Here is a 23,679-nt window from a genome sequence, read left to right as displayed (position 1 = left end):
AATCATTATCCGGCAGCGGATTCTATTTTTTGTAATCTTTCATTCAGCACGCGAAATTGCCTGAGCAGATGCCGGCTCATGATTAACTCACTATTGATCGTCATCAGCGTATCCTGAGCATGGGTAAACAGCAGCGATGCAGGATAAACTTCGCCACGAATTTCACCCTGTACAATGTCGGTCTGACTACTATGGGCAATTTTTATTTTTTCCTGCGCCTGATGAATTTTATCTTCCGCCAGTGGAAACTGATTACTTTCCATTGCCGCAAATGATTCGGTTATCAGTACCCGCGCATCTCCTGCATTCATAATTATCGACATTGCCACATTATTAATTTTATCTTCGATGTCCACACATCCTCCGAATGCTATTACTTCATCACGCTGCACGTTAATCCTGTCAGATTATTTACAGTTCATCATGCCGCCGCCAGTGCAGCAAATAAACAATTTCCCCCGTGGTAGGAAAGTAAATACTCGCAGGCAAGGCAATATTGCCGGCGGTGTGGTCACAGGTTTGCCGGGGATAATTTATTCAGCGAGCAGCAAAGCGGCGCAATCAGCAGTGGACACGGAAGGTGAGGGAGAAAGGCTATATTGAGCAAAAACAGCGGATAAACCGGACTGAGCAGGGTAACCAGCCCGGCGGCGTGATCTTATTGAACGCAAACCCGGCGCCAGCACACGAACGAGTAGCATTCATGGCGCTGGCGCGCAGCGGCCTGCAGTGGGCTAGTGCAGACGCTTGGCGTCGATAATATCCGGCACTTGGTTAAGGCGAGCCAGTACGCGCCCCAGCGCCTGATGGTTATAAATTTCGATATCCATATCGATGGTCGCCAGCTGCTTTTTGGTATCACTGCGGCTGGAAACGCCCAGCACGTTCACCTTCTCGTTAGCCAGGATAGTGGTGATATCACGCAGCAGCCCGCTGCGATCATTGGCCATCACCCGCACCACCAGCGAATAGCCGCTGGAATAGCTCTCACCCCATACGGCATCGACAATGCGCTCCGGCGCGTGCGACATCAGCTCGGATAGCTGGTCGCAGTCGGCGCGATGAATCGAGATACCACGTCCCTGGGTAATAAAGCCGACGATGTCATCACCGGGGATCGGCTGACAGCAGCGGGCGATATGATGCATCAGGTTACCGACGCCTTCGACCACCACCCTGCCGCTCTCTTTCTTACTGGAAGCCGGCGGATGGTAGCTTTTTTGCGTCAGCTGGCGCAAAGCTTCGCGGTCTTCCTCCTCGGCGCTCGGTTTATTGAGCTTCGATTGCAGGAAGTTGGCCATCTGATTAAGTCGAACATCGCCGCCGCCAATCGCCGCCAGCAGCTCGTCGAGAGAGTTCACGTTATAGCGTGGCAGCAGCAGTTTCTCTGCCTCGCGCAGGCTGATATCCAGCTGCTCAAGTTCGCCGTCGAGGATCTGACGGCCCGCCGCGATATTCTTATCGCGATCCTGCTTGCGAAACCAGGCGTGGATTTTCGAACGCCCGCGACTGGTCGCGATATAGCCAAGGTTAGGATTCAGCCAGTCGCGACTCGGGTTCGGCTGCTTCTGCGTAATTACTTCCACCTGATCGCCCATTTGCAGCTGATAAGTGAAAGGAACGATGCGCCCGCCGATTTTGGCGCCGATGCAGCGATGACCGATATCGCTGTGAATATGATAAGCGAAGTCCAACGGCGTCGATCCGGCGGGTAAATCCACCACGTCGCCTTTCGGGGTAAAGACGTAAACCCGATCGTCAAACACCTGGCTGCGAACTTCGTCGAGCATTTCGCCGCTGTCGGCCATCTCTTCCTGCCAGGCGATCAGCTTACGCAGCCAGGCAATGCGCTCTTCGTGGCCGGAGGCGCCGCGCAGGCTGCCGCCGCTGCCGCCTTCTTTGTACTTCCAGTGGGCGGCAACGCCCAGCTCGGCATCTTCATGCATCTGGCGGGTACGAATCTGGATTTCGACGGTTTTACCGCGTGGCCCCAGAACCACGGTATGAATTGACTGGTAGCCGTTAGGCTTCGGATTAGCGACGTAATCGTCAAACTCGCTCGGCAGATGGCGGTAAAGTGTATGCACGATGCCCAGCGCCGCGTAGCAATCCTGCAAGCGTTCGGCAACAATACGCACTGCCCGCACGTCAAACAGCTCATCAAACGCCAGCGCTTTTTTCTGCATTTTGCGCCAGATGCTATAGATATGCTTCGGACGACCGTATACCTCGGCTTTCACCCCTTCGCGTTTAATTTCATCGCGCAGGCTTTGCACAAAAGTATCGATATACTGCTCGCGATCGATGCGCCGCTCATGCAGCAGCCTGGCAATGTGCTTATATTCATCGGGATGCAAATAGCGGAAGCAATAATCTTCCAGCTCCCATTTTAACTGGCCGATACCGAGACGGTTTGCCAGCGGCGCATAGATATTGGTGCATTCCTTGGCCACCAGCACGCGCTCATCCTCCGGCGCATCCTTCACTTCGCGCAGATGCGCAATGCGTTCGGCAAGCTTAATCACCACGCAGCGGAAGTCTTCCACCATCGCCAGCAGCATGCGCCGCACGTTATCCACCTGCTCCGAGCCTACCGCGTCGGCGTGAATGGCTTTCAGCTGGCGGATGGCATCCATATCGCGCACGCCGTGCACCAGCGAGACAATCTCTTTGCCGAAGGCTTCCTCCAGCGCCTGTTCGCTGACCACTTCGCCGTTGGCTAACGGAAACAGCAGCGCGGCGCGCAGGGTGTCGTTGTCCATGCTGAGCATGATCAGGATTTCGACCATTTCAACGCCGCGCCACAGCAGCTGCGAAGCATCAGCATGATCTTTGGTTGCGGCCTCACAATAGCGCCAGGTTGCGGTCAGTCGCTCACACGATTGCTCATTAGCAATTCCCAGGCTGGTAATCCACTTTTCGGGGTCAAACTCACCAGCGGTGTTCATATGCGCACTTCTTACCGCAACCATATCCTCTCCTGACAGCGCTCCCGTTCGGGGAGCTATTTTTGGCGGAACAGCACCATTGATTCGAGATGAGCGGTATGTGGAAACATATCGAGCATCGCGACGTTCTCCAGATGATAGCCGGAAGACAACAGCGCCTGACTATCCCGGGCAAGCGTTGTTGGATTACAGGAAACATAGACCACGTGCGATGGGCGAAGTTGCGCAACGTGAGCCATAACCCCTGCGGCGCCGGCTCGCGCCGGATCCAACAGCACCTTATTAAAACCTTGAGCGGCCCAGGTTTGGTTTACGACCGGCTGCGCCAGATTATGGACAAAGAAGCCGGCGTTACTCAGATTGTTCTCGGCAGCATTATACGCAGCCTTTTCCACTAATGCTGTAACACCTTCCACGCCGGTGACACTTTGTGCCCGTTTTGCGAGCGGCAAGGAGAAATTACCCATCCCGCAAAACAGATCCAGCACCCGGTCCTGCGGCTGCACATCCAGCCAGCCCATGGCCAGATCGACCATTTGTCGGTTAAGCGTCCCATTCACCTGAATAAAATCACGCGGACTGAAGGTGAGCTTTAGTCCGTCAAGCTGATACCAGGGCAAATCACCGCGCAGCGCGACAAGAGACTCGCTGTCTGCCGCAAGCCACACCGCGACCTGATGCTCATGCGAAAAACGTTCCAGTTTAGTGCGATCATCCTGCGTGAGTGGGTCGAGATGGCGCAACACCAGCAGCGGCCCGTTATCCGCCAGCACCAGTTCGACATGCCCAAGGCGGGACGCCGCGCGCAATCCGTTCAGACAGTGGTGCAACGGCACCAGCAGCGCATCAAGTTCGGGCCGCAAAACCGGGCAGTGGTCGATTGCCACCAGATCGTTGCTGCTCGCCTTGCGAAACCCCATGACCAGCCGACGCTTGCGATTATCGAACTGCAATCCTAGCCTGGCGCGACGCCGGTACTGCCAGCTTTCGCCAGCCAGGATGGTCGGCTGGGGCGGCGTGATGCCGGTTTCCCGCCGTAGCAAGTGGCTGAGCGCGCTGGCTTTACTCTGCTGCTGCAGCGTCGTTGAGGCATGCTGTTGCTGGCAACCGCCGCAGGTCGTAAAGTACGGGCAGCGCGGCGTCTGCCGCTCGGAGGAGGCGATTCTGATACGCTTAAGTTTGCCTCGGGCGAACTGCTTCTTCTCATCGGTGAGTGTGATTTCCACTTCCTCACCCGGCAGCGCCAATGGAATAAAAATAGCCTTTCCCTGGTGACGGGCTATGCCCTGACCAAAGGGATCGAGATCGCTGACGGTTACGATCAGGCTATCCCGGGTCGTCACACGCCGTTTTGCGGAGTAGAATTGCGCCATCTTGCTGTTCTTTCTCTTACTGTTTTCGTACTCTGTTGCCGCTCCGGGCAACGGGTTCCGGGTTAGACGGATCGCGCCGGGCATGGGCCGCGGCGGTCAGCGAATGGAATATTATGACCAAATATAGCCTGCGGGCGCGAATGATGATTCTGATACTGGCGCCGACGCTGCTTATCGGTCTGCTGCTCAGCACGTTTTTCGTCGTTCACCGCTACAACGAGCTCCGCCACCAGCTAATTGATGCCGGGGCGAATATTATTGAGCCGCTGGCGGTTTCCAGCGAATACGGCATGACGTTTCACAGCAAGGAATCCATTCGCCAGCTGGTGAGCCTGCTACACCGTCGCCACTCCGATATTGTGCGCGCCATTTCGGTTTTTGATGATAAAAATCAGCTGTTCGTTACCTCTAATTATCAGCTGGCTCCGGATCTATTGCGCCTTCCCGCCCGTAGCCCGCTGCCGCGCAGACTGACCTTCGAGCGTCACGGTAATTTTATTATATTACGCACGCCGATTGTCTCCGAAAGTTATTATCCGGATGAATCGCCCGGCGAGGATGCCAAACCTACCGGTAATCCGCTGGGCTACGTGGCCATTGAGCTCGATCTGCAATCCATCCGCCTGCAGCAATATAAAGAGGTGTTTATCTCTACGCTGCTGCTGCTGTTTTGCCTGTCAATTGCCATCCTGTTCGCCTATCGCCTGATGCGCGATGTTACCGGCCCCATCCGGCGGATGGTTAACGCCGTCGATCGTATCCGTCGCGGTCAGCTCGACAGCCGGGTTGAGGGGCATATGCTCGGCGAGCTTGACGTGCTGAAAAACGGCATCAACTCCATGGCGATGTCGCTTACCGCTTATCACGAAGAGATGCAGCAGAATATCGACCAGGCTACCTCGGACCTGCGCGAAACCCTTGAACAGATGGAGATCCAGAACGTCGAACTGGATTTGGCGAAAAAGCGCGCCCAGGAAGCGGCACGTATCAAATCGGAATTCCTCGCCAATATGTCCCACGAACTGCGCACGCCGCTAAACGGGGTCATCGGCTTTACCCGTCAGACGCTGAAAACGCCGCTTAACACCACGCAGCGCGATTATTTGCATACCATTGAACGCTCAGCGAACAACCTGCTCAGCATTATCAGTGACGTACTGGACTTTTCCAAGCTCGAAGCCGGCAAGCTGATGCTGGAAAACATCCCTTTCCCGCTGCGCAATACGCTGGATGAGGTCATGGTCTTAATGGCGCAGTCTGCGCACGATAAAGGGCTGGAGCTGACGCTCGATATTCATCACGACGTGCCGGACAATATTATTGGCGATCCGCTGCGCCTGCAGCAGATCATCGTTAATCTGATTGGCAACGCCATTAAGTTTACCGAACGCGGCAATATTGACGTACGAATATCCAGACGCTTGCAGGACATGCAGCGCGTTGAGCTGGAAGTACAGGTTATCGACAGCGGTATCGGCATTGCGGAAAAACAGCAGTCTCAGCTGTTTCAGGCATTTCGCCAGGCCGACGCCAGCATTTCCCGCCGCCACGGCGGTACCGGCCTCGGGCTGGTTATTACCCAGCATCTGATTAAAGAAATGGGCGGTGAAATCGGCTTTCACAGCCGGCTGAATCAGGGGTCCACCTTCTGGTTTCATATTAATCTGCCGTTAAATCCTAACGCGCTGGGCGATCCACAGCCGCTGGCCTGCGTCAGCGGCAAAACGCTGGCCTACGTCGAAGCCAACAGCAATGCGGCTGAAGCCGTGCTGGACATGCTACGCGATACGCCGCTGTCAATCAGCTACAGCGCCTCGCTCAATACCCTGAAAACAGCACCCTACGATACGCTGCTACTCAGCCTGCCCCCCGGCCGCGATTTCAGCCTGCAGCAGCTGTGTGAATTGCTTGCCATCGCCGCTACCCGCGCCGGCAGCGTGATTCTGGCACTGCCCTGCCCGCTGCAAATTCACGCTGAGGAATTGAAAAACGCCGGCGCCGCAGCCTGCCTGATTAAACCGGTCACCCTCACCCGCCTGATCCCGGTTCTTATTGAGAGCCATACCCGGCAAAACGAGGTGCAAAATACCTGCACGCACCTGCCGCTGACCGTGATGGCCGTCGACGACAACCCGGCCAATCTGAAGCTTATCGGCGCGCTACTGGAAGAACAGGTAGAGCATATTGTGCTGTGCGAAAGCGGCCAGGCGGCGGTGCATCAGGCGCAGCTGCATCAGCCAGACATTATTTTGATGGATATCCAGATGCCCGATATTGATGGCATCCGCGCCAGCGAGATGATTCGCGCGCTGCCCGGCTACCAGAACACGCCGATCGTGGCGGTGACGGCCCATGCACTGGATGGCGAACGCGAAGAGCTGATGGCCGCCGGCATGAGCGATTACCTCGCCAAGCCCATTGACGAATTGAAACTTCGCCAGCTACTGGCGCACTACGCGCCGGGAACCCTGCCGCCAGAAGCGGAAAACTCCGCCTCCCTTGACTGGCAACTGGCGCTCCGGCAGGCGGCCAATAAGCCGGATCTGGCGCGCGACCTGTTGCGTATGCTGCTGGAGTTTTTACCCGAAGTGCGCCGCAAGGTTGATGACTTTATGGCGCAGAATAATATCGACGGCCTGCGCGATATTATTCACAAGCTGCACGGCAGCGCCAGCTACAGCGGCGTTCCACGCCTGAAAACGCTGTGCCAGCAGATTGAACGAAGCCTGCGCACGGAAGGCGCGATTGAGGCAATTGAACCTGAACTGTTTGAGCTGCTTGATGAGATGGAAAACGTGGCGCGCCTCGCCGCAGCGCGCCTGAAGCGCTAATTACAGGCGCTGTCCGACCGCCACCGCGGCGGCGACGTTGCGCGCAGCCATACGCACATTCAGCGCCGCGTTTTGCAGAGCGTCATCCAGCGTGCAAATGGTATAGATGACGCTGAACACAGCATCCAGTCCGTGCTGATGCACGATGCCAACGTCCGCCGTCAGGCTGCCGGCGATGGCGATCACCGGCTTGTTGTAACGCTTCGCCACCCGGGCGACGCCAACCGGCACCTTGCCATGAATCGTCTGGCTGTCAATGCGTCCCTCGCCGGTTATCACCAGGCTGGCATCTTTGACCAGCGCATCCAGTCCCAGCGCCTCGGTGACAATTTCAATGCCGCGTCGCAGCTCAGCATGGCAAAAAGCGTGCAGCGCAGCGCCCATGCCACCTGCCGCGCCGCCGCCGGGCAACGACAAGACGTCCTGGTCCAGATCGCGCTGAATAATCTGCGCATAGTGCTCCAGCGCCTTATCCAGCTGTTTTACCAGCGCCGGCGTCGCCCCCTTCTGCGGCCCGAATACCGCCGAGGCGCCTTGCGGCCCAAGCAGCAGATTGCTGACATCGCAGGCCACTTCAACGCGACAGCGGGCAATACGCGCATCAAATTCGCTCATATCGATACGCATCAATCCGGCCAGCGCCGCCCCGCCAGGCGCGATTTGCTGCTGGCGCTCATCAAGCAGTTTCGCCCCCAGCGCCTGCACCATGCCGGCACCTCCGTCGTTAGTGGCGCTGCCGCCGATGCCGATGATAAAGTGCTCCACGCCGCGATCTAATGCATCGCGGATCAGTTCGCCGGTGCCATAGGAGGTGGTGACCAGCGGATCGCGATCGGCGCTGGGCACCAGTTCCAGCCCGCTGGCGGCGGCCATTTCAATAATGGCGCAGCTTTTATCGCCGGAAAGCCCATAAAAAGCCTCTACCGGCTTGCCCAGCGGCCCGGTGACCCGCAGCCGGATCAGGGTACCTTCAGTCGCAGCCACCATGGCTTCCACCGTGCCTTCGCCCCCATCGGCAACCGGCAACTTAACGTAGTCGGCATCGGGAAAAATCTCACGAAATCCAATTTCAATCTCGGTTGCAACCTGCTGTGCAGATAAACTCTCTTTATAAGAATCCGGTGCGATAACGATTTTCATAAACACCCCAGCACGATAAAACAAGACGGTGAAAACGGAGCCGGAGAGCCGCATTCCGGCTCCGTCATCGTCTTAACGCGTCACTTCAACGTTAGTCAGTTTTTCATAATAGCAAGCCAGCGCGCTATGGTCGGCGTTACCTAATCCATCGCCGCGCAGCGCCTGCATCATCTCCATCACCGCGGCAGTCAGCGGCAGCTGCGCGCCGATGCCGTGCGAGGTGTCCAGCGCATTCATCAGATCCTTAATATGCAAATCAATCCGGAAGCCTGGCTTGAAATTGCGGTCCAGCACCATCGGCGCTTTCGCATCCAGCACCGTACTCCCGGCCAGGCCGCCCCGGATCGCCTGATAAACCAGCTCGGGGCTGACACCGGCTTTGGTTGCCAGCGTCAATGCTTCAGACATCGCGGCAATATTCAGCGCAACAATAACCTGATTGGCGAGCTTAGTGACGTTACCGGCGCCGATTTCGCCAGTATGCACGACCGATCCGGCCATGGATTTCATTATGTCATAGCACTTATCAAACAGTTCCTTGTCGCCGCCGACCATCACGGACAGGGTGCCGTCGATCGCTTTGGGTTCACCGCCGCTCACCGGCGCATCCAGCAGGGCGATATTTTTTTTCGCCAGCTCAGCATGCATTTCGCGGCTGGCCAGCGGGGCAATGGAGCTCATGTCGATGACAATAGCGCCAGCCCTGGCGCCATGAATAACGCCGTTCTCGCCAAGCAGCGCTTCCTGCACGTTGGGTGAGTTTGGCAACATGGTGATTATCACCTCGCTCTGTTCAGCAATCTCTTTCGGCGTTTTTGCCGTCGTAGCGCCCTGTGCCTTCAGCTCCGCTTCGTTTTCAGCATGGTGATCGAGCACCACCAGTGAGTAACCCGCCTTGATCAGGTTTTTACTCATTGGTTTACCCATAATACCCAAACCAATAAAACCAATTTTCATCATATTCTCCTGATTAGATTTACTTTTTAAACTTGTCACACAGCGACTGAGTGCCGTTACGAAACACCCCCAGGTCGCTGCCTACGGCGACGAAACCGGCGCCCCATTCCAGATAGCGTCGTGCATCCGCCTCAACCGGAGCCAGAATGCCGCTCGGCTTACCGGCGACCTTTGCCCGTTCAAACAGGTGTTTAATCACCTTCAGCACTTCAGGATGAGAAGGCTGACCGAGATAGCCCAGCGCGGCGGAGAGATCCCCAGGCCCGACGAAAATGCCATCCACGCCGTCAACGGCGGCGATGGCATCAATGTTGTCCACTCCCTGCTGGGTTTCGATTTGCACCAGTAGCGTAATGTTGTCATTCACCGTGCCGTTGTAATCCGGCACCGTACCGAACATATTGCTGCGGTGGGATACCGACACCCCGCGAATGCCGGCTGGCGGATAGCGGGTAGAAGCCACCGCACGCGTCGCCTCCTCCGCCGTTTCAACAAAGGGAATGAGGAAGTTGTAGAAACCAATATCCAGCAAGCGCTTGATGATGATCGGCTCATTACTGGGCGGGCGCACCACCGGCGCGCTGGGCGATCCCTTGAGCGCCATCAGCTGTGGCACAAAGGTGGTGACGTCGTTCGGCGCGTGTTCGCCGTCCAGCACCAGCCAGTCAAAGCCGGCCAACCCTAAAATCTCAGTGGTGATCGGGTTAGCCAGCGCGCACCAGCTGCCGATCAGTGTTTCTCCGGCCAGCAGACGCTGACGGAAGCGATTAGGATAATTTGCACTGCTCATAGCAACTCCTTCATTCAGCGCACCAGGCAAGGGCGTTTATTATCGAAAGTCCAGTCAGGGATCAGATACTGCATGGCGTCCGCATCGTTACGCGCCCCGAGTCCATGCTGCTGATAAAGCGCGTTAGCTTGCATGACGCGATCCATATCAAGCTCAATGCCCAGTCCCGGCACGTCAGGCACCTGCACCATGCCGCCTTTAATTTGCAGCGGATTTCTGGTCAGACGCTGATTGCCCTCCTGCCAGATCCAATGGGTATCAATGGCGGTAATATGCCCCGGCGCCGCGGCCGCCACGTGGGTGAACATCGCCAGCGAGATATCAAAATGGTTATTAGAGTGGGAGCCCCAGGTCAGTCCCATGTCATGGCACATTTGCGCCACGCGCACCGATCCCTGCATCGTCCAGAAGTGGGGATCTGCCAGCGGAATGTCTACCGACTGTAGCGAAAGGGTATGCCCCATCTGGCGCCAGTCGGTGGCGATCATATTGGTGGCCGTTGGCAAACCGGTTGCACGGCGAAATTCAGCCATCACTTCACGTCCGGAATAGCCCAGCTCCGCGCCGCAGGGATCTTCCGCATAGGCCAACACGTTTTTCAGCTGCTTGCCTAATAAAATTGCTTCATTCAGCGACCAGGCCCCGTTGGGGTCCAGCGTAATACGCGCATCCGGAAAGCGCTGTGCCAGCGCGGTCACCGCTTCGGCCTCTCTGACGCCAGCCAGCACGCCGCCCTTCAGCTTGAAATCATTAAAGCCATATTTTTCCCGCGCGGCTTCAGCCAGCCGCACAATGCTTTCCGGCGTTAATGCTTCCTCATGGCGCAGACGATACCAGTCGCAGGACGCGTTCTGCTGGTTCTGATAAGGCAGTGACGTTTTATTGCGGTCGCCGAGGTAAAACAGGTAGCCAAGCATTTCGACGCGATCGCGCTGCTGACCGTCGCCCAGCAGGCTGGCGACGTTGACCTCCAGGTGCTGCCCCAGCAGATCAAGCAGCGCCGCCTCAATGCCGGTGACCACGTGTATGGTGGTGCGTAAATCAAAGGTCTGATTGCCGCGCCCGGCGCTGTCGCGATCGCTGAACGTCTGGCGCACCAGGCTCAGCAGGTTTTTATACTGGCCGATATTTTTCCCTTGCAGCAGCGGCATGGCATCTTCCAGCGTCTGACGAATTTTTTCCCCGCCCGGCACTTCGCCAACGCCGGTATGACCGGCATTGTCTTCGATAATAACAATATTGCGGGTGAAGAACGGCGCATGAGCGCCGCTGAGGTTGAGCAGCATGCTGTCATGCCCGGCAACGGGGATCACCTTCATGCTCTTCACCTTCGGCGTTGCACTTGGTTGACTCATTTTGCATTCCTTCTGTTTAACGGGCTTAGCGGCCGAAGGCCGGGCGCTTGCGATCAAACTGCCAGCCGGGGATTAAATACTGCATCGCCGCCGCATCATTGCGGGCGCCGGCTGGTAGCGATTTGTACAGCGCATTGGCCTGTTCAATTCGCGGCCAGTCCAGCTCAATACCGAAGCCGGGCGCATCGCCAATGCTGATCTTGCCATTGACTATCCGCAGCGGATTTTTTGTCAGACGCTGATCGCCTTCCTGCCAGATCCAGTGGGTATCCAGCGCGGTGGGGTTACCCGGCGCCGCCGCGCCGACGTGGCTGAACATCGCCAGGGAAATATCAAAGTGATTATTCGAATGGCAGCCCCATGTCAGGCCCCATTCATCGCACAGCTGCGCCACCCGCACCGCGCCACTCAGGGTCCAGAAATGCGGGTCCGCCAGCGGAATGTCGACGGCGTTAAGCTGCACGGCATGCCCCATTTCACGCCAGTTGGTGGCGATCATATTGGTCGCGACCGGCAGGCCGGTGGCGCGACGGAACTCCGCCATCACTTCACGTCCGGAGTAGCCCTGTTCAGCACCGCAGGGATCTTCCGCGTAGGTCAGCACCTCACCCATGCCTTTACACAAAGCGATAGCTTCTTGCAGATGCCATGCGCCGTTTGGGTCGACCGTGATACGCGCTGCGGGAAAATGCTTTTTCAGCGCGCAGGCCGCGTCGATCTCCTGCTCACCCGGCAGCACGCCGCCTTTGAGCTTGAAATCTTTAAAACCGTAGCGATCCTGCGCCGCCTGCGCCAGTCGAACGATGGCCGCGCTGTCCATTGCCTGCTGATGGCGCAGGTGATACCAGTCGTGGCCGCCCGAGGCGCCTTGCTGATAAGGCAGATCGGTTTTTAGCCGATCGCCGATGTAAAACAGGTAGCCAAGAACCGTGACTTCATCGCGCTGCTTGCCCGGTCCCAACAGTTCGGCAACCGGTACGCCCAGGTACTGGCCGAGTAAATCCAACAGCGCGGCTTCCAGCGCGGCAACCGCATTAACCTTGAGCTCAAAAGTCCAGGCGCCCTGGCCAAAAGCCGCAAAATCCGCCGCCTGATTGCCCTGATGGACCTGCTGAACAATGCGATTCAGGCGCGCTATCTGCTGACCGATGACCTGAGTGGCGCTCTCCTGCAGCGTGCGAAGAATGGTCTCCCCGCCCGGCGCCTCGCCAACGCCGGTGTGGCCGGCGCTATCCGTCAGCACCACGATATTGCGGGTAAAGCAGGCGCCATGAGCGCCGCCAATATTGAGCAGCATGCTGTCGTAACCGGCAACCGGTATCACCCGCATTTCGGTAATTACCGGCGTGCTTTGTGTTGTCATCATCACTCCTTAGCTCAGATGTTTCAGTTCAATGCGCTTGATATCTTTTACAATCACCAGGAAGCTGATCACCGTCACCACCGCATGGATACCGACATATACCAGCGCGCCGTTGTAAGAGCCCGTCACGGCAATGATGTAACCGATGGCAATCGGCGTCACGATGCCGGAGAAATTGCCAAACATATTGAACAAACCGCCGCTCAGGCCGCTGATCTCTTTTGGCGCCGTATCCGCCATCACCGCCCAGCCCAGCGCGCCGATGCCCTTACCGAAGAAGGCCATCGCCATAAAAAAGACCACCACCCATTCGGTTTCAACGTAGTTACAAACCACCATGGATACCGACAGCAGCATTCCCACCACGATTGGCGTTTTGCGCGCGATATTCAACGAGCCGGTACGGCGCATCAGATAATCGGAAATCACGCCGCCCAATACGCCGCCGAGAAAGCCGCATACCGCCGGAATCGAGGCGACAAATCCCGCTTTGAGAATTGACATGCCGCGCGCCTGCACCAGATAGACCGGAAACCAGGTGATAAAAAAGTAGGTCAGCGCGTTAATACAGTATTGACCGAGATAGATCCCCAGCATCATGCGCGATGAAAGCAGCTGTTTGATCTGATACCACTTCTCACCAAAGCTGACCTGCCGCTCGGCTTTCCTGGCATCCATATTGATCAGCGCGCCGCCCTGCTCCATATATTCCAGCTCAGCTTTGTTCACCCCGGGATGAGTGTTCGGGTCATGGATCACCCGCAGCCAGACCAGGCTGAGGATGATGCCAAGGCCGCCCATAAACCAGAATACATGCGCCCAGCCGACGGTGGCGGTCAGCCAGCCCATAATGGGGGCAAAGATCACGGTGGCGAAATACTGTGCGGAGTTAAAGATAGCCACTGCCGTGCCGCGCTCCTGCGCCGGAAACCAGGCGGCAACGATGCGACTGTTGCCCGGAAATGAAGGCGCCTCCGCCAGGCCGACGCAGAAGCGCAGGAAAAACAGCGCGGCGATAATCCCGGAGCCGCTAAACAGATCGACAAATCCCTGCAGCAGGGTAAATAGCGACCAGATGAAGATGCTCCAGAAATACACTTTTTTCGAACCAAAGCGGTCCAGAAGCCAGCCGCCAGGGATCTGCCCGATGACGTAGGCCCAGGAAAACGCCGAGAAGATATAGCCCATACCGACCGGATCAAGCCCGATCTCTTTCGCCATAGATGAACCGGCGATCGACAGCGTTGCCCGGTCGCCATAGTTAAAAGACGTTACGATAAACAGCATCACCACAATCCAGTAGCGGGCGTTGGTTTTTTTTTGCCCGCTGGTGGTGACCTGGCTCTCGCTGAATGAATTCATGATGCACTCCTGAAATATAGCGGTTAGCTACTTTCACTCTGAACTGCATACAGATCGCGTCGGGTATCAGAATGATGTTGGATTTAATAGAGATAAGTTATTAATCATCGCGCGTTAGTAATATCGTGTTGTCGCGTCGCTCCGCGCGTATGTCACCGGCAACTATCGGGACACCGATAAAGTATAAAAATCGATGCATCAGTTAACATTGGACAAACGCACAGGTAATTAACTTAATAACCAACAAAATTTAGATATTTGCACAATATTCTGGGGGCGAGGTCACGTATTGACGCTAAGCCAGCTGCCGGGCTGGATTTCGCCAGGGGGAAAGATAAGGGGAAATGAAACATTGGCGGCAACGTAATACCCGCGCCGTTAACGCCGCGCCAGGGCTGGCGCGACCTTGGAAAAAATGACTTACAAAGCAGCACTCCAGCTTTCAACCCAGGGCTGCGAAACCTCTTCTGCCTCCGGATACTCTGCGGCGTCGATTGTCAGCACCTCACCCAGACGCTGCGCGCCCTGCTCCTGCAAAAGCGCGTCGAACTGCTTGCCGCCGCCGCAAAAATGATCGTAGCTGCTGTCGCCCAGCGCAATCACGCCATAGCGCAGCTGCGGCTGATGTCCCAGCTTATCTTTAATGCCCTGAAACAGCGGCGCAATGCTGTCAGGCAAATCCCCCTGACCGGTAGTCGAGGTGATGATCAATACAACCTTATCCTGATAATTCTGCCAATCCGCAAGCTCAGGATCTTCAAACAGCGTTGCCTGATGTCCCGTCTCCTGCAGCAGCGTTTGCGCCTCTTCCGCGACCAGCAGCGCATTGCCGTACACGGTGCCAACAAAAATGCCAATTTCGGCCATCGATTCTTCTCCAGTCTTTACGGCAGATTAAACAGACTCACTATCCTGATTGTGAACACTAAACTCAACCCTGTGGTTTGCAGGGAAAAAATGCTGCCAGCTAAAGCGTTGCAGAACCTGTTGCCAGCAGGGGTCCAGCGCGGCTTCAAGGGTCAGCAGGTCACCGGTGACCGGGTGCCTGAGCACCAGCTTGCTGGCATGCAGCATCAAACGGTTCATCGCCAGATGCTCCGCAGCTGCGCGATTCTGACGCAGGTCGCCATGTTTGCTGTCGCCGATGATCGGATGGCGTAAATGGGCAAGATGGCGACGCAGCTGGTGTTTACGTCCGGTCTCCGGCCGCAGTTCCACCAGTCCATAGCGAGCGGTAGGATAGCGCCCGACGGCAATCGCCGCCTCAGCCTGCGCCATGGCGCGCCAGTCGGTAATGGCTTGCTGCGCGGGCTTTTCAGCCTGGCTGAACTTATCGGCGATTTTGTCGTGCTCTTCGACCAGCGGATAGTCCAGGCAGCCTGCCCCCTGCAGCCAGCCACGCACCACGGCATGATAGGTTTTTTCTATCTGATGGGCAGCGAACTGCTCTGCCAGCAGGCGTCCGATTTCGCTGGAAAGCCCCATCAGTAAAACGCCGGATGTCGGCCTGTCGAGGCGATGAACGGTAAAAACATGCTGGCCTATCTGGTCGCGCACTGTTTGCATCACAAAGCGCGTTTCTTTGCTGTCCAGCCAGCTGCGGTGCACCAGCCAACCGGCAGGCTTGTTGACCGCCACCAGCCATTCATCCTGATAAATCACCTCAATCATGGCGCTTTACCAAACTGGGCATCCAGCTGATTGAGCAGGTGAAGCAGCCGGGCACGCTGCGGAATATCACCTTCCAGCGCCACTTCATAGTAGGGTGCGACGGCAAAATTGGCCGGCAGCGCGCTCTGGCTGTCGAGCAGCGCATGCATACGCGGCAATAAAATCCACTGCAGCCACTGCAGCGGCGTCAGGGTATCCACACAAAAAGGTTCGCTGCTGGCCAGCGCCTGCTGGCTGGGCGCCTGCTGCTGCCACAAACCGGCCTCACGCAGCAGGCTTTCAATATCATGCAGATGGCGGCGAATTTGCTGATTCATAGCTTGTTTCCCGCAGAGAAAAATACAGGGACTCAGGATATCATTTCCAGCGGGCGACGGCGTGAAATCCCCGATGCAGGCACAAAAAAAGGGAGCACTGCAAAAACAGTGCTCCCGGTTCGTTTAGCAGCATTCCAGCTACGTTAGTGCTCCCTGCTCATCCTTGAAAACTTTTCCAAATCATCCTGAAAACGGCATCTGGCCGTGCTCCTTAAGCATCCATGACCCACCTGCGGTCCTGCAGGCTCACATTCTCCTTCCTGGAGGTGTCCCTGAACTCGTCCTGAGCGATCCTCGCTTCATTCCTGAAGCCTGTCCTTGTAACATCATCCTGATGCTGTTCCCTGAACCGAAACAACACTTCCTGATGCTGTTTCTGTCCCTGACTTCCTTGCCATTATAGATATTCTGACCTTTTCCCTTAATTAAACAAGCCAGCGGTATTTCTGTCTGCGGCAATAAAAAATTAACTTTGCCGTGCCTACAAGCCAACCTTTTGATTTACAAAGTTTTCACAACCATCTGCGCGAAAACATTCTCATTTCGCTTGCGGTATATCTCACAGCAATTGCGAGATATATCTCACAAGCAAAGCAGACCTTATCTCAAATCAAGATATAACTGGTTGTAATTGTGCAAGAAAATCATACAGCGAGTTCGCCAGGCTTTGCCGCTGTTTGCTACCCAAACGTTCAAGAACAACCGCGCCGGTCAAATTACACACCGACACCACATCCAGGTCAGTACCCGTGGTGGCTATAAACAGGGTTGGAGTCTGCTTCAGACGACGCTTCATTAACAGATGCCCTATCAAGTTTTCCTGAGTGCGGCTAAAGTCGTCCGGGCTCCAGACTTGCGACAGCTGCAAATCAAGGCCGTCAAAGCGCGCCGTCATCTCACCGGCAAACTGCGTGGTATAGAAAGCACTAACGGAAGGTTGTATCTCAATATCTAACGCCTGACCTACCGCCCTCAGGTCAGCCGCCGGCTGGAAGGGCTGCGGCTGCCAGAAAACCTGCTCGCCGCTGGTGGTGATAACGCAGGGTGAAGGAATACCATACAGTTCGCTGCTCAGCGGGCCGTGCCCCAGTGAATCCTGCCAGTGTTGACACCAGCTTGCGGTAAATATTTTCAGGGCCTGGGCCGTATCTTCGGACATTAATTTTTCTCACTCTCGGCAGCCTGCGTTAAACTATGCGGCTGTATCTGTATGTATTGTGGCAGTCTATCAGGGTAGCATTATGTCTTCTTATCAACAGCATCAGGCGCTGCAAAGTCTGACGTTAGGTAAACCCACCGCCTATCAGGATCGTTACGATCCGGCTTTGCTTCAGGCTGTGCCGCGCGCGATGAATCGTGAACCACTGGGTCTGCAAGCAGACTCGCTGCCGTTTCACGGTGCTGACATCTGGACGCTTTACGAGCTTTCCTGGCTTAACGCGCGCGGCCTGCCGCAGGTGGCTGTCGGCGAGGTGACGCTGGATGCGCGCAGCGTAAATCTGATTGAATCAAAGAGCTTTAAACTTTACCTCAACAGCTTCAATCAGACGAAATTTAGCAGCTGGGGCGAGGTGCGCGCCACGCTCGAACGGGATCTCAGCGCCTGTGCCGGGGGCGACGTCAGCATCGCATTATTCAGAGTGCAGGAAATTGAAGGTCAACCGCTGGGGCATTTTAGCGGCGTTTGCATCGATGAACAGGATATCGCCATTGAGCGCTATCAGTTCGATGCTGGCTATCTGCAACATGCCGCCGGTGAGGAAATAGCAGAGGAGCAGTTGGTCAGCCATCTGCTGAAGTCCAACTGCCTGATCACCAATCAACCCGACTGGGGCTCGGTGCAGATAAGCTATCGCGGCCCGCGTATCGACCGTGAAGCGCTGCTACGCTACCTGGTCTCTTTCCGCCACCACAATGAATTTCACGAGCAGTGCGTTGAACGCATCTTCAACGATATACAACGTTTCTGCCACCCGGAACAGCTGAGCGTTTACGCCCGCTACACCCGTCGCGGCGGGCTGGATATCAACCCGTGGCGCAGCAACGGTAGCTTCCAGCCTTCTCATTCACGACTGGTGCGTCAGTAAACCGCCTTGATTATCCAGTGCTTTTCGTCCGGCTGCTCTCTTGTTAAATGGCTGCTGTCAGGGCTACTCTGGAAGACGATGGTTTTGAGTATGCCATCAGGGATTTTTCGTCCCGCCGCTTTCCGCTGAACGGAGCGACGGGCTATTGCTCACCCTGGCGGGTGCAAAGGAGTTATTTTGATTACACAAATTAGCCCACTTGGCTCAATGGATCTGCTTTCACAGCTTGAAGTCGATATGCTGAAACGCACGGCCAGCAGCGATCTCTATCAGCTGTTCCGTAACTGTTCACTTGCCGTGCTCAATTCAGGTAGTCAGACTGACAGCAGCCACGAACTGCTTTCCCGTTTTCAGGACTTTGACATCAACGTGCTACGCCGCGAGCGTGGGGTCAAGCTTGAACTGATTAACCCCCCGGAAGAAGCCTTTGTTGATGGCCGTCTGATCCGCTCGCTGCAAGCCAACCTGTTTGCGGTGCTGCGCGACATACTGTTTGTTAACGGCCAGCTCGACAACGCCGGGCGCTTCCAGCGTCCGGATATTGAAAGCTCGGTACAAATCACCAATCAGGTGTTTTCTATTCTGCGTAATGCCCGCGCGCTTCACGTTGGCGAGGTGCCGAACACCGTGGTGTGCTGGGGCGGCCATTCAATTAACGCCATCGAATATCAGTATTGCCGCAACGTTGGCGCTCAGCTTGGTCTGCGTGAGTTGAATATCTGCACCGGGTGCGGGCCTGGCGTAATGGAAGCACCGATGAAAGGCGCGGCCGTCGGCCATGCGCAGCAGCGTTATAAAGAAGCGCGCTTTATTGGTCTGACCGAGCCCTCTATTATTGCCGCCGAGCCGCCGAATCCGCTGGTTAATGAGCTCATCATCATGCCGGATATTGAAAAGCGCCTTGAAGCCTTTGTCCGCATCGCGCACGGCATTATCATCTTCCCTGGCGGGGTAGGTACTGCCGAAGAGCTGCTTTATCTGCTGGGCATCCTGATGAACCCCCATAACCACGATCAGGTTCTGCCACTGATACTGACCGGACCTAAAGAGAGTGCCGACTACTTCAAAGTGCTGGATGAATTTATCGTCAGTACCTTGGGTGAGGCAGCGCGTCGCCACTATCAGATTATTATTGACGATCCGGCAGCAGTCGCCAGCCAGATGAAGAAGGCGATGCCGAAGGTTAAAGAACACCGGCGTGAAACCGGCGATGCCTATAGCTTTAACTGGGCGCTACGCGTCGAGCAGGAGCTACAGGTTCCCTTTAACCCAAGCCATGAAAATATGGCCGCGCTCAATCTTTACCCCAATCAGCCCGCCGAAAAACTGGCAGCCACGCTGCGCAAAGCATTTTCCGGGATCGTTGCCGGTAACGTAAAAGATTTTGCCATTAAAGAGATCGAGAAATCCGGGCCGTACAAGCTTCACGGCGATCCTGAAATGATGCATCGCATGGACGATCTGCTGCAGGGCTTCGTCGCCCAGCACCGGATGAAATTGCCGGGTACGGCATATATTCCCTGCTACGAAATTATCCGCTAAGGATGTAATGAGCGGCCGCTGGCCGCTCTTTTTGCTATGACACACCATCTACTGATTGTTGATGCGCTTAATCTGATCCGCCGCTTGCATGCCGTGCAGGGTTCCCCCTGTCGCGATGCCTGCGTCAGCGCGCTGCATCAACTCATTCATCACAGCCAGCCAAGCCATGCGGTCGCCGTTTTTGATGATGAACAGCGCCATCAAAGTTGGCGCCACCAGCTGCTGCCTGACTACAAAGCGGGCCGGCGCGCCATGCCAGAAGATTTACAGGCGGAAATGCCGGCGCTGCGGCAGGCGTTTGAACAGGCAGGCGTGGCCTGCTGGACTTCAGAGGGCAACGAAGCCGACGACCTGGCAGCAACGCTGGCAACGCGCATCGTCGCCAGCGGTCACCGGGCGACCATCGTGTCTACCGATAAGGGCTACTGCCAGCTGCTGGCGCCGCAAATTCAGATCCGTGACTATTTTCAGAAACGCTGGCTTGATTTGCCGTTTGTCGAACAGCACTTTGGCGTGACGCCGCAGCAGCTGACCGACTACTGGGCGCTGGCAGGGATAAACAGCAGCAAGATCCCCGGCGTTGCCGGCATCGGTCCCAAAACAGCGGCGCTGTTATTAAACACCTATGACACGCTGGACGCGCTGTATGAAGCGCTGCCGCAGGTGGAGGAAAAGTGGCGGCGCAAGCTGGCAGAGGCGCACGATATTGCGCTGACCTGCCGTCAGGTTGCAACCTTGCAACCTGACCTGGCGCTTAGCGGTAATCTGAAAGAGCTGCGCTTGTCGACTACGGGTTAGCGCTCGTCGCGTCGTCCGCCGGAGGCGCTCCAGATTCGTCGGACGTGTACCGTCACCTCTTCGCGATCGTGATAGAGGTGGCGAGCCTGAATCTGCGCATTAATGCCGTTTTCACTCAGCAGCGCGGCCAGCATGGACAGGTTCTGCGATACCTCTTCATAGCGTTTTTTCATCGGCAGTTTAAGGTTAAAAATCGCCTCACGGCACCAGCCGTTTACCAGCCACTCGCCCATTAAGCGGGCAACGCGTACCGGCTTTTCCACCATGTCGCATACCAGCCAGTAAACGTTATTGCGGGTAGGCCGGTATTTAAAACCGTCTTCGCGATGATGCATAACCTGGCCGCTATCCATCAGGGCAGGCGCCATTGGCCCGTTATCAACGGCATGCACCATCATGCTGCGCTGCACCAGCTGATAGGTCCAGCCGCCGGGGCAAGCGCCGAGGTCGACCGCATACATGCCACTCGCCAGCCGCTCGTCCCATTCATCGGCCGGAATAAAAACGTGAAAAGCCTCCTCCAGCTTCAGCGTTGAACGGCTGGGCGCATCGGCAGGAAAACGCAGGCGCGGAATGCCCATAAAGAATGGCGAGTTGTTATTGCTGAGCGAATAGCCCACGTAACAGTGCCCGGGGGCGATAAAAAACACATGCACCACCGGCTGTTTCGCACTTTCATGATTGAGCAATATGCCCGCCTGGCGCAGTGCGGCGCGCAGCGGCACGGTAAACTTGCGGCAAAACTTTAACAGCTCTTTGCTTTCGTTAGTGTCAGCCACTTCCACGCGCAAATCACCGCCCTTTTTCAGTGCGCCCTGTAACGCGGCAACGACAGGCGTTACCCGATCATCGCTCGGCAAATCGCGAATCAGATCGCTAACTGCAACCATCTGGCGGGCAAAGATCAAACTGGCGAATGGCAGTTCACGCACCAGCTTGTCACCGTCATCAGGCTGATAGCCTTCAAACAAAATATAGCCGGCATTCTCTTTCACCCTGGGAAAGCCAAATATGCCCAGAGCCGCCGCTTTCTCTGCGATTTCCGCCGCACATTCCTTTTCAAACCCCTGGCGGCAATAGAGCAGCACTTTATTCATGGCCGTTCCGCCCTCTTTTTCAAGCGCAAAGCGCCAACTAACATCAGCGCCCAGCCGATAAGAAAGCAGGTTCCGCCAACCGGCGTGACATAGACCCACAGGTGTAAATGAGAAAGCGCCAGGCAATACAGGCTGCCGCTAAACAAAACGGTGCCTAACGCCAGAAACGCACTGCTCCAGTAAAACCAGATATTGGCCCGACGCAGCATCGCCGCAGCCAGCCCCATAATTGCCAGGGTATGAAATGCCTGATATTCCAGTCCGGTTTTTAGCCAGCCCATCTCGGCCTGACCGAGAGTGTTACTCAGTACGTGGGCGCCGAATGCGCCAAACGCGACAAAAATAAAACCGCTGATAGCGGCGAAGACCAGCATTGCACGGCTGCTCATCCCAGGTTCCTCTGATTGTTAACGCGCCAGCCCCTGGCACGCAATAAAACCGTTAGTGATCGTAGCGAAAACGAAATTTCTCTTGCTCGCTGGCTGCCCTGGCCAGAATCCACTGACGAAAAGCGGCTATTTTACCCAGTTCTGCCTGACTGTCATGGCAAACCAGATAAAAAGCGTTTTTGCTGGCTAAGACATCATTAAACGGGCACACCAGCCGACCCGCTTCAATTTCAATTTGCGCCATCACGTTATTAGCCAGCGCGACGCCCTGACCGTGAATGGCTGCCTGCAATACCATGGCGCTATGGCTGAATATTGGACCTTGCTGTACATTAATGTGCTGCAACCCTAGCTGGCGAACGTACGATTGCCAGTCGCGGCGTGAAGCATCATGCAATAAGGTATGATTATCCAGGTCGCCGGGGGTTTTCAATGGCTGCTCGCCCGCCAGCAGCTGCGGCGAACATACCGGCAGCAGATACTCAGCATACAGTTTTTCCACCCGCAGCCCCGGCCAGTTGCCACGGCCATAAAAAATAGCGACGTCGACGTCATCCGCCAGCTTCTCTTCATCGCGGTCGACGGCCTGAATACGTACGTCGATCCCCGGATAAGCTAAATTAAAGCTGGAAAGACGCGGCACCAGCCATTGGATGGCAAAACTAGGTAGCAGACTCACTGTCAGCGCGCCTTTTGCGCTACGCGCCTGAAGCTTGCGGGTTGCATCATTAAGCGCAGAGAAAATCTCTTTGATGTCGAGATAATAGCTCTGCCCTTCTTCCGTTAGCAACAGGGAGCGATTACGACGCCGGAACAGCTTAAGCCCCAGAAAATCCTCAAGAGATTTTATCTGATGGCTAACGGCTGCCTGGGTGACAAACAGTTCTTCAGCGGCTTTAGTAAAACTCAGGTGCCTGGCCGCTGCGTCAAAAACGCGCAGGGCATTCAGTGGCGGCAAACGTTTAGACATGATTCCCGGCTACCCAAAATGACATAAAAAGTCACTACTGTATAAAAAGGGTTACATATTAGATTTTTTTATCCGAGACATTATAAATTGTCCGTTGATGAACTACCAGTAAATACCTATAGTTGCCGCACTTCCCGAGCCGGAACGAAAAGTGGGTTAAGATTTAGCGAGAAATCGCGGAGTGTTAGCAGACTTTTGGCTTGTGGTCGTGATGTTGTGTTTGCAATTTGATCTGGCGTTTTTCAGATCGTACTTAATTCCTGTAGATTTACCCTGTCTGTCCATAGTGATTTTAATAGCACCGCTGATGCGGTGCTTTTTTTTACCTTGAGCAAACCAGCTTACTGATTCAGTTCAACCATCTCTTTGACGTCTGAACGGTTGATTTGCTGTTTAACCCCATTTGCATCTTTGTATTTAATCAGCCCGGTCTCATCGTCTACGGTCGGTTTACCGCTCGCAACAATGGTGCGTCCGTCGTTAGTGTGCATTACATAATTGCTTGAACAAGCAGCAAGCGTCAGTACCATGGCACCAGTGGCCAGCAGAGCAGCTAATTTTTTCATTTTTTCATCTCCTTGCAGATAGTAATGCAATAAACTCCCGCCCCTGCGCCAGCGCAAGTAATCAGAAAAATCACCTGGCAAAGCGGCAGTAATTTGCGGGTAATAGTTTAAACCTTGCATGAT

Annotated in this window: 21 protein-coding genes; 4 read left to right on the top strand and 17 right to left on the bottom strand. The window is 55.7% G+C overall.

Features of this window, described 5'->3' with window-relative positions:
* Positions 1–5: 5 nt before the first annotated feature.
* The 3 genes from BTJ39_RS13220 to rlmD all read right to left on the bottom strand — a co-directional run bounded on the left by BTJ39_RS13220 (position 6) and on the right by rlmD (position 4,321).
* On the bottom strand, positions 6–356 hold the full coding sequence (locus tag BTJ39_RS13220; protein ID WP_078003169.1) for a PTS lactose/cellobiose transporter subunit IIA: 351 nt from the start codon (positions 354–356) through the stop codon (positions 6–8).
* Between the two features lie 378 nt (positions 357–734).
* Positions 735–2,972 carry a GTP diphosphokinase gene (gene relA / locus BTJ39_RS13215; RefSeq protein WP_078003168.1) on the bottom strand — a complete coding sequence of 746 codons (2,238 nt, stop codon included), beginning with the start codon at positions 2,970–2,972 and terminating at the stop codon, positions 735–737.
* 32 nt (positions 2,973–3,004) lie between these two features.
* A complete protein-coding gene (gene rlmD, locus BTJ39_RS13210) occupies positions 3,005–4,321 on the bottom strand; it encodes a 23S rRNA (uracil(1939)-C(5))-methyltransferase RlmD (RefSeq protein ID WP_078003167.1) in 1,317 nt (438 codons plus the stop codon).
* Positions 4,322–4,434: 113 nt separating this feature from the next.
* Here rlmD and barA point away from each other — a divergent pair, with 113 nt between their 5' ends.
* Positions 4,435–7,152, top strand: coding sequence for a two-component sensor histidine kinase BarA (barA, locus tag BTJ39_RS13205; protein ID WP_078003166.1), 2,718 nt, complete (start codon positions 4,435–4,437; stop codon positions 7,150–7,152).
* Here the strand turns inward: barA and BTJ39_RS13200 are convergent, their stop codons facing one another.
* The 10 genes from BTJ39_RS13200 to syd form a co-directional block, all read right to left on the bottom strand.
* Positions 7,153–8,292 carry a glycerate kinase gene (locus BTJ39_RS13200; protein WP_078003217.1) on the bottom strand — a complete coding sequence of 380 codons (1,140 nt, stop codon included), beginning with the start codon at positions 8,290–8,292 and terminating at the stop codon, positions 7,153–7,155.
* A gap of 72 nt (positions 8,293–8,364) precedes the next feature.
* A complete protein-coding gene (gene garR, locus BTJ39_RS13195) occupies positions 8,365–9,288 on the bottom strand; it encodes a 2-hydroxy-3-oxopropionate reductase (RefSeq protein WP_479684391.1) in 924 nt (307 codons plus the stop codon).
* Positions 9,269–10,039: a 2-dehydro-3-deoxyglucarate aldolase gene (gene garL / locus BTJ39_RS13190; protein WP_078003164.1), complete on the bottom strand. Its 771-nt coding sequence runs from the start codon at positions 10,037–10,039 to the stop codon at positions 9,269–9,271. Before garL ends, garR begins: the two co-directional genes overlap by 20 nt.
* Before the next feature lie 14 nt (positions 10,040–10,053).
* Positions 10,054–11,394, bottom strand: coding sequence for a glucarate dehydratase (gene gudD / locus BTJ39_RS13185; RefSeq protein ID WP_078003163.1), 1,341 nt, complete (start codon positions 11,392–11,394; stop codon positions 10,054–10,056).
* A 25-nt stretch (positions 11,395–11,419) separates the two neighbouring features.
* On the bottom strand, positions 11,420–12,757 hold the full coding sequence (locus BTJ39_RS13180; RefSeq protein ID WP_078003162.1) for an enolase C-terminal domain-like protein: 1,338 nt from the start codon (positions 12,755–12,757) through the stop codon (positions 11,420–11,422).
* A 9-nt stretch (positions 12,758–12,766) separates the two neighbouring features.
* On the bottom strand, positions 12,767–14,119 hold the full coding sequence (locus BTJ39_RS13175) for an MFS transporter (protein WP_078003161.1): 1,353 nt from the start codon (positions 14,117–14,119) through the stop codon (positions 12,767–12,769).
* 420 nt (positions 14,120–14,539) lie between these two features.
* The gene (locus tag BTJ39_RS13170) at positions 14,540–14,986 is read right to left on the bottom strand and encodes a flavodoxin (protein ID WP_078003160.1); all 447 of its coding nucleotides are present in this window, start codon (positions 14,984–14,986) and stop codon (positions 14,540–14,542) included.
* A 27-nt stretch (positions 14,987–15,013) separates the two neighbouring features.
* A complete protein-coding gene (gene truC, locus BTJ39_RS13165) occupies positions 15,014–15,790 on the bottom strand; it encodes a tRNA pseudouridine(65) synthase TruC (protein ID WP_078003159.1) in 777 nt (258 codons plus the stop codon).
* Positions 15,787–16,107, bottom strand: a complete 321-nt coding sequence (locus tag BTJ39_RS13160) for a YqcC family protein (protein WP_078003158.1) — start codon at positions 16,105–16,107, stop codon at positions 15,787–15,789. The genes truC and BTJ39_RS13160 overlap by 4 nt, the downstream gene beginning before the upstream one ends.
* A 610-nt stretch (positions 16,108–16,717) precedes the next feature.
* Positions 16,718–17,266, bottom strand: a complete 549-nt coding sequence (syd, locus tag BTJ39_RS13155) for a SecY-interacting protein (RefSeq protein WP_078003157.1) — start codon at positions 17,264–17,266, stop codon at positions 16,718–16,720.
* Positions 17,267–17,348: 82 nt separating this feature from the next.
* Between syd and queF the strand changes: the two genes are divergently transcribed.
* From queF to xni, 3 genes are all read left to right on the top strand, one after another.
* Positions 17,349–18,194: an NADPH-dependent 7-cyano-7-deazaguanine reductase QueF gene (queF, locus tag BTJ39_RS13150; protein ID WP_078003156.1), complete on the top strand. Its 846-nt coding sequence runs from the start codon at positions 17,349–17,351 to the stop codon at positions 18,192–18,194.
* Positions 18,195–18,371: 177 nt separating this feature from the next.
* Positions 18,372–19,736 (top strand): nucleotide 5'-monophosphate nucleosidase PpnN, encoded by a 1,365-nt coding sequence (gene ppnN, locus BTJ39_RS13145; RefSeq protein ID WP_078003155.1) that lies wholly within the window; start codon positions 18,372–18,374, stop codon positions 19,734–19,736.
* A 36-nt stretch (positions 19,737–19,772) separates the two neighbouring features.
* A complete protein-coding gene (gene xni / locus BTJ39_RS13140) occupies positions 19,773–20,534 on the top strand; it encodes a flap endonuclease Xni (RefSeq protein ID WP_078003154.1) in 762 nt (253 codons plus the stop codon).
* Here the strand turns inward: xni and rlmM are convergent.
* The 4 genes from rlmM to BTJ39_RS13120 form a co-directional block, all read right to left on the bottom strand.
* A complete protein-coding gene (gene rlmM / locus BTJ39_RS13135) occupies positions 20,531–21,631 on the bottom strand; it encodes a 23S rRNA (cytidine(2498)-2'-O)-methyltransferase RlmM (RefSeq protein WP_078003153.1) in 1,101 nt (366 codons plus the stop codon). The genes xni and rlmM overlap by 4 nt on opposite strands.
* Positions 21,628–22,020 (bottom strand): DUF423 domain-containing protein, encoded by a 393-nt coding sequence (locus BTJ39_RS13130; RefSeq protein WP_078003152.1) that lies wholly within the window; start codon positions 22,018–22,020, stop codon positions 21,628–21,630. The genes rlmM and BTJ39_RS13130 overlap by 4 nt, the downstream gene beginning before the upstream one ends.
* A gap of 52 nt (positions 22,021–22,072) precedes the next feature.
* Positions 22,073–22,990, bottom strand: coding sequence for a transcriptional regulator GcvA (locus BTJ39_RS13125; protein ID WP_078003151.1), 918 nt, complete (start codon positions 22,988–22,990; stop codon positions 22,073–22,075).
* A gap of 341 nt (positions 22,991–23,331) precedes the next feature.
* Entirely contained in the window at positions 23,332–23,556 is a 225-nt protein-coding gene (locus BTJ39_RS13120) for a YgdI/YgdR family lipoprotein (protein ID WP_078003216.1), read from the bottom strand.
* Between the last annotated feature and the right edge of the window lie 123 nt (positions 23,557–23,679).

It is taken from the genome of Izhakiella australiensis, from assembly GCF_002006995.1.
Classification (GTDB): Bacteria; Pseudomonadota; Gammaproteobacteria; order Enterobacterales; family Enterobacteriaceae; genus Izhakiella; species Izhakiella australiensis.
The sequence above is the reverse complement of the archived record's forward strand: the minus strand, read 5'-3'. Positions and strand labels throughout refer to the sequence as shown.

Excerpts from the sequence above, each read along its gene's own strand:
- relA (WP_078003168.1), bottom strand. The coding sequence starts at position 2,972 with ATGGTTGCGGTAAGAAGTGCGCATATGAACACCGCTGGTGAGTTTGAC.
- rlmD (WP_078003167.1), bottom strand. The coding sequence starts at position 4,321 with ATGGCGCAATTCTACTCCGCAAAACGGCGTGTGACGACCCGGGATAGC.
- barA (WP_078003166.1), top strand. The coding sequence starts at position 4,435 with ATGACCAAATATAGCCTGCGGGCGCGAATGATGATTCTGATACTGGCG.
- BTJ39_RS13200 (WP_078003217.1), bottom strand. The coding sequence starts at position 8,292 with ATGAAAATCGTTATCGCACCGGATTCTTATAAAGAGAGTTTATCTGCA.
- garL (WP_078003164.1), bottom strand. The coding sequence starts at position 10,039 with ATGAGCAGTGCAAATTATCCTAATCGCTTCCGTCAGCGTCTGCTGGCC.
- gudD (WP_078003163.1), bottom strand. The coding sequence starts at position 11,394 with ATGAGTCAACCAAGTGCAACGCCGAAGGTGAAGAGCATGAAGGTGATC.
- BTJ39_RS13180 (WP_078003162.1), bottom strand. The coding sequence starts at position 12,757 with ATGACAACACAAAGCACGCCGGTAATTACCGAAATGCGGGTGATACCG.
- BTJ39_RS13175 (WP_078003161.1), bottom strand. The coding sequence starts at position 14,119 with ATGAATTCATTCAGCGAGAGCCAGGTCACCACCAGCGGGCAAAAAAAA.
- BTJ39_RS13170 (WP_078003160.1), bottom strand. The coding sequence starts at position 14,986 with ATGGCCGAAATTGGCATTTTTGTTGGCACCGTGTACGGCAATGCGCTG.
- truC (WP_078003159.1), bottom strand. The coding sequence starts at position 15,790 with ATGATTGAGGTGATTTATCAGGATGAATGGCTGGTGGCGGTCAACAAG.
- BTJ39_RS13160 (WP_078003158.1), bottom strand. The coding sequence starts at position 16,107 with ATGAATCAGCAAATTCGCCGCCATCTGCATGATATTGAAAGCCTGCTG.
- syd (WP_078003157.1), bottom strand. The coding sequence starts at position 17,266 with ATGTCCGAAGATACGGCCCAGGCCCTGAAAATATTTACCGCAAGCTGG.
- queF (WP_078003156.1), top strand. The coding sequence starts at position 17,349 with ATGTCTTCTTATCAACAGCATCAGGCGCTGCAAAGTCTGACGTTAGGT.
- xni (WP_078003154.1), top strand. The coding sequence starts at position 19,773 with ATGACACACCATCTACTGATTGTTGATGCGCTTAATCTGATCCGCCGC.
- rlmM (WP_078003153.1), bottom strand. The coding sequence starts at position 21,631 with ATGAATAAAGTGCTGCTCTATTGCCGCCAGGGGTTTGAAAAGGAATGT.
- BTJ39_RS13130 (WP_078003152.1), bottom strand. The coding sequence starts at position 22,020 with ATGAGCAGCCGTGCAATGCTGGTCTTCGCCGCTATCAGCGGTTTTATT.
- BTJ39_RS13125 (WP_078003151.1), bottom strand. The coding sequence starts at position 22,990 with ATGTCTAAACGTTTGCCGCCACTGAATGCCCTGCGCGTTTTTGACGCA.
- BTJ39_RS13120 (WP_078003216.1), bottom strand. The coding sequence starts at position 23,556 with ATGAAAAAATTAGCTGCTCTGCTGGCCACTGGTGCCATGGTACTGACG.